This is a genomic window from Fundidesulfovibrio sp. (assembly GCF_058402725.1).
On record NZ_JBZVFJ010000169.1, the window covers coordinates 1 to 4,299 of the forward strand.

Sequence of the window (4,299 nt, forward strand, 5' to 3'; positions counted from 1 at the left end):
GCCCGCCAGGGAGACCAGGAAGATCACCACCAGCGCGCCGGAGATGGCCCGTTCGGTCCTGGGGTTCTCCCAGAAGCGGGTCATGGGTTCGAAGAGGTTGGTGGCGGTTTCGTAGAGCGATTGCATGTCCGTGTCCTAGCAGGTTTCAAGGGGTTTGTCCGCCCGGACGATGAACACCGGGTTCAGGGCCGCGAGGCGCTCGTCCCCGGCCAGGGGATGGCCCAGGCTGGCCTGCACCTGGAGCGTGCGCGCGGGCCAGCCCAGGGCTGCGAAGCGCTCCCGCAGGAGCGCCAGGGAGCCCAGGAGCACCACGGCCGCCGCCACGCGCCCGCCGGGGCGCAGCCTGCGGCAGGCCTCGTCCAGCACGGCGGCGCCCTCCCGGGAGCCGACTCCCGGCAAGCCGCCCCCCAGCGAGCCGCCCCCCAGCGAGCCGCCGAGGAAGATGCGCTCCGGGTCCGGCAGGTCCGCGAAGGCCCCCGGGGCCTCGCCCGGCACGGCCCGCACGCTCCAGGCCCCGAAGCGCCGCACGTTGCGCAGGATCATGGCGTGGCGCGCGGGGTCGCGCTCCAAGGCCCACACCTGCCCGGGGCCGGCCAGGGCCGAGGCCTCCACGGCCACCGAGCCGCTGCCCGAGCCCACGTCCCACACGGTCATGCCCGGGGCCAGGCCCAGGGCCGCCAGGGCGCAGGCGCGCACGGGCCACTTGGTGATGAGCCCGCCCTGGCTCTCGTAGTCATCGTCGGACGCGCCCAGTCTCGGCGGCCCCAGGGGGGCCTCCGGGGCGCGGACCACCGCCACGTTGAGCGCCGCGAACCGCTCCCCGGCGGCCTGGTCCGGGGTGAGGCGGCGCACGCGTTCCTCCGGCGAGCCCAGGTTTTCCAGAACGTCCAGGACGGCATCGTCCAGGCCGCGTTCCAGGAGGAGCCGGGCCAGGGCGTCGGGGGCGCTCTGGGGGCCGGTGAGCACGGCGGCGCGGCCGTGGCGGGCCAGGGCGTGGAAGAGGGGGCCGGTGTCGTGGCGGCCGTGCAGCGAGACGGCGGGGAGGTCCTGCCAGGGCAGGCCCAGGCGGGCGCAGGCCGCCTGCACGCTGGCCACGGCCGGGAAGAAGCGCAGGCCGCCCGGGCCGAAGCGCTCCAGGAGCGTGGCCCCGATGCCGTAGAAGAGGGGGTCCCCGTCGGCCAGCACCGCCACGCGCAGGCCCTGGCCGCGCAGCGCCTCCAGGCGGTCCAGGGCCTGGGAGAGGGGGGCCGTGAGGGGCACGCGCTCCCCGGGCAGGCGGGCGAAGCGCGCGAGCAGGCGCGCGCCCCCGGCCAGCGCCTGGGCCGACTCCAGGGCTTCCAGGGCCGCCGGGGCCAGGGGCTCGCCCATGCCCAGGCCGATCACGTAAAGGGGGGGGAGGTCCGACGCAGCGTGCATGCCCTGGCTGTAGGGCCTGCGGCTCCGGCGTAAAGGGGGGAGCTGTTGACGCGCCCCGGGGAGGCGTCCTAGAAACCGGCCCAGGCGCGGAGCCCCGCGTCATCCAGACTTTCCCCAAAGGAACCGCCATGATCAAGCACATCGTCATGTGGACTCTCAAGGACGAGGCCGAAGGCCGCGGCAAGGCCGAGAACGCCAAGAAGATGAAGGAACTCCTGGAGGCCCTGCCCGGCAAGGTCCCCGGAGTGATCGACCTGGAAGTGGCCCTGGGCGGCATCTTCGAGGCCGTGCCCGCCACGGACATCGCCCTCTACACCACCTTCGCCTCCAAGGAAGACCTCAAGGCCTACGCCGTGCACCCCGAGCACCAGGCCGTGGTGGCCTTCATCAAGAGCGTGGCCGCCGAGCGCCGCGTCCTGGACTACGAGCTGTAGCCCTCGACGAGGAGCCCCTCGTCGAACCCGAAACAGACGATGCCCACGCGCGGCGCGTTTTCCGCGCGCCGCGCCCCCGCCTCCAGGAAGCCCCGGGCCGAGGCCAGGGCCTGTTCCAGCACGCGGGCCGCAAAGGCCCCCCGCAGCTCCCCGGGCACGATCTCCAGGGCGTGGCGGGCCGTGTTGGCCGCCGCCACGGCGCGGGCCGCCGCCTGATCCGCCCCGGCCTCGCGGGCCAGGCGAGCCAGCAGGGCGAAGTCCGTGTCGCCCGAGCGGGCGTGGGTGTATGCCTGTCCCTGGGCCATCTTGGCCAGCTTGCCGAAGAAGCAGCCCCAGACGATCTCCTCGAAGCCCAGGCGGGCGGCCTCGCCCAGGGAGTGGGCGAAGAAGTCCGCAGCCTGGACGAAGGCCCGTTCGGGCAGCTCCGGGCGGCGCGCCATGAGCAGGCGCTCGCTGCGCCGCCCCGTGGAGAGGGCCGCCGTGCGGTCCCCGCTGGCGCGGGCCACGGCCAGGCCCGAGTCGATGGTGGCCTGCCAGGCCGCGTGGCTGAAGGGCTTCACGACGCCTTGGGTGCCCAGGATGGAGATGCCCCCCGTGATGCCCAGGCGCGGATTGAGCGTGCGCCGGGCCAGTTCCTCGCCGTGCTCCACCTCCACCCTCAGGCGGACCAGCCCGGTCCGTCCGGTCCCCGCTCCCGGTCCGTCCCCGCCGTCGGCTCCGTCTTCGGTGACGGCCCCGTGTCCGTTCCAGGCCTCGGCCAGGGCCTCGCGCAGGGCGGCCTCGATCTGGGCCAGGGGCGCGGGGTTGATGGCCGCCCGGCCCACGGGCACGGGCAGCCCCGGCAGGGTGACGCGCCCCACGCCGGAGCCGCCTTCCACGACCACGGCCGTCTCCGCGCCGGGCTCGAAGGCGGCCACGCAGCGGATGCGCGCGCCGTGGGTGGCGTCGGGGTCGTCCCCGCCGTCCTTGACCACCTCGGCCCAGGCGGTGCGGCCCGCGAGGCCTGTGCGGTCCACGGGAACCGTCAGGCGTCCGGCCCCCGCGTCGGGGGGCAGGGGGATGTCCGCCGCATCGAGGGCGCGCCCCGTGAGCAGCAGCGTGAGCGCGGCCCTGGCCGCCGCTGCGGCCGCCGAGCCCGTGGTGAAGCCCTGGCGCGGAGCGCCCTGATGATGCCGCCTGGGCACTGCGGTCAGCCCCCGGCGCGGCGCATGGCGTCCGCGAAGGCCGCGGCCAGCCCGGGGTTGGAGGCGAAGTGCAGGTGCACGTAGCTGCCCAGGGCGTTGCCCGCCAGGAAGCCGCCGGGGCCATGCAGCGGCCCCTTGCGCCCGGAGAGGGCGTAGGCCTCGGGGAGGTCCGGGGGGGCCTCCAGGCTGGAATAGTGGAATTCGTGGCCCCGGGCCGTGGTCCCGGCGGGGCCGAGGGGCGTGTCGCGCACGAAGCGGGCCTCGCGGTAGCCCAGGGCGGCGAAGCGCGGCCCCATGCGCGCCGCGCAGGGGAACGCCCCGGCCATGGGCCAGCGCCGCCCGGCGGCGTCCACCAGGGAGTCCATGAGGGCCATGAAGCCGCCGCACTCGGCCAGCACGGGCCGCCCCGTGGCGCAGAAGGCGCGCAGGGACTCCAGCATGGTCCGGTTCTCCGAGAGGGCGGGCGCGTGCAGCTCGGGATAGCCTCCGGGCAGGTAGAGCCCGTGCAGGGCCTCGGGCAGCCGCGCGTCGGCCAGGGGCGAGAAGGGCACGATCTGCGCCCCGGCGGCTTCGAGCCTGCGAAGGTTCTCCTCGTAGACGAAACAGAAGGCGCGGTCCCGGGCCAGGCCCAGGCGCACGCGCCCGGAAGCCGCCGTCGATCCAGACTCCGCCCCGGGCTCCGGAATCGGGGCCTGCGGCGCGTGCTCCGGCAGGAGCGCCAGGAGCCGGTCCAGGTCGATGCCATCCTCCACCCAGTCGGCCAGGCGTTCCAGCCAGCCCGGACGGTGCTCCAGGTCCTCGGCGGTGACCAGCCCCAGGTGACGCGAGGGCAGCGCGAGGGATTCGTCGCGCGCCAGCATCCCCAGCAGGGGGACGCCCGCCCGCTCCAGGGCATCGGCAAGCACCTCGCGATGCCCAGGGCCGCCCACTCGGTTGAGGATCAGGCCCGCCACGCTCAGGCGCGGGTCGAAGCGCGCGTAGCCGGTGGCCAGGGCGGCCACGCTCTGGGCCATGCCGCGCGCGTCGGCCACCAGGGCCACGGACGCGCCCAGGAGCCGGGCCATGTGGGCCGCGCTGCCCAGGTTCTCGGGGCCGCCCGCGCCGTCGAAGAGGCCCATGGCCCCCTCGACGAGGGCCAGGTCCGCCCCGTGGGCGTGGCGGGCCAGCAGGGAGCGGTTGACCCCGGCGGGGAGCATCCAGGAGTCCAGGTTGTGGCTCGTCCGGCCGCAGGCCAGGCGGTGCAGGCCGGGGTCGATAAAGTCCGG

4 protein-coding genes are annotated in these 4,299 nt (G+C 75.6%); 1 reads left to right on the forward strand and 3 read right to left on the reverse strand.

Annotation, left to right across the window (positions count from 1 at the left end; genetic code table 11):
* Window positions 1-135 precede the first annotated feature (135 nt).
* Entirely contained in the window at window positions 136-1,416 is a 1,281-nt protein-coding gene (gene cbiE, locus ACV4UX_RS16345) for a precorrin-6y C5,15-methyltransferase (decarboxylating) subunit CbiE (RefSeq protein ID WP_491594347.1), read from the reverse strand.
* A gap of 128 nt (window positions 1,417-1,544) precedes the next feature.
* On the opposite strand from cbiE, the gene ACV4UX_RS16350 reads away from it, so the two are divergent.
* Window positions 1,545-1,850, forward strand: coding sequence for a Dabb family protein (locus tag ACV4UX_RS16350; protein WP_491594348.1), 306 nt, complete (start codon window positions 1,545-1,547; stop codon window positions 1,848-1,850).
* On the opposite strand, the gene cbiD is transcribed toward ACV4UX_RS16350, so the two are convergent.
* Together cbiD and ACV4UX_RS16360 are read right to left on the reverse strand one after the other, a co-directional pair.
* Entirely contained in the window at window positions 1,838-3,034 is a 1,197-nt protein-coding gene (gene cbiD, locus ACV4UX_RS16355) for a cobalt-precorrin-5B (C(1))-methyltransferase CbiD (RefSeq protein ID WP_491594349.1), read from the reverse strand. The two genes, ACV4UX_RS16350 and cbiD, sit on opposite strands and share 13 nt — an antisense overlap.
* Window positions 3,035-3,039: 5 nt before the next feature.
* The coding region (locus tag ACV4UX_RS16360) for a cobyrinic acid a,c-diamide synthase CobB (RefSeq protein ID WP_491594350.1) at window positions 3,040-4,299 on the reverse strand (1,260 nt) is incomplete at its 5' end.

Bases quoted from the DNA above. Each gene is read 5' to 3' on its own strand.
- ACV4UX_RS16350 (WP_491594348.1), top strand. From the start codon at position 1,545: ATGATCAAGCACATCGTCATGTGGACTCTCAAGGACGAGGCCGAAGGC.
- cbiE (WP_491594347.1), bottom strand. From the start codon at position 1,416: ATGCACGCTGCGTCGGACCTCCCCCCCCTTTACGTGATCGGCCTGGGC.